The sequence below is a fragment of the Maribellus luteus genome (assembly GCF_003576475.1).
Taxonomy (GTDB): domain Bacteria; phylum Bacteroidota; class Bacteroidia; order Bacteroidales; family Prolixibacteraceae; genus Draconibacterium; species Draconibacterium luteum.
On the sequence record NZ_QWGR01000149.1, the window covers coordinates 1 to 609 of the forward strand.

The 609-nt window shown below is 64.5% G+C and carries 1 protein-coding gene; it reads right to left on the reverse strand.

The window, feature by feature from the left end; all coding sequences use genetic code 11:
* Positions 1-609: efflux RND transporter permease subunit (locus tag D1614_RS28360; protein ID WP_175579313.1), on the reverse strand; the 609-nt coding region annotated here is incomplete at both ends.

Below are 609 nucleotides of genomic sequence, written 5' to 3' on the forward strand. Positions count from 1 at the left end.
GACTTCGCGTGCGATCTGCTCCATCGCGTTGAGCGCGGTCCCGGTCGACTGGCCGGGCGCAGCCATGCCGGAGACGGTCAGCGACGGATAGCCGTTATACCGCTCCAACTGCTGCGGACCATTCTGCCAACGCACCTTCGTGAAGGCCGAGAAGGGCACCATATTGCCCTGCTGATTGCGGACACGCAGCGCCAGCACGTCGTCGGGCGACATGCGCTGCGGCGCATCGGCCTGCAGATAGACGCGCAGCACATTGCCTTCGCGAACGAAGTCATTGGCATAGGCCGAACCGAAAGCGATCGACAGTGTCTGGTTGACGTCGGCGATCTGGAGACCGAGTGCCCGTGCCTGGATGCGGTCTATATCCACATAGAGCTGCGGCGCCGGCCCCAGACCTTCCGGACGAACCCCCATTAGCGCCTTGTTCTGCGACGCCTTGGCGAGAATGGCACCCTGTGCCTGCTGCAACGCCGCCTCACCCAGGCCCGAGCGATCCTCGATCTTCATCGAGAAGCCGGTCGCGTTGCCCAGCGCCTGGATCGGCGGCGGGTCGAGCGCGAAGATGGTCGCTTCCGGGATCGACTGGACGAAGCCCATGGTCTTGCCGAC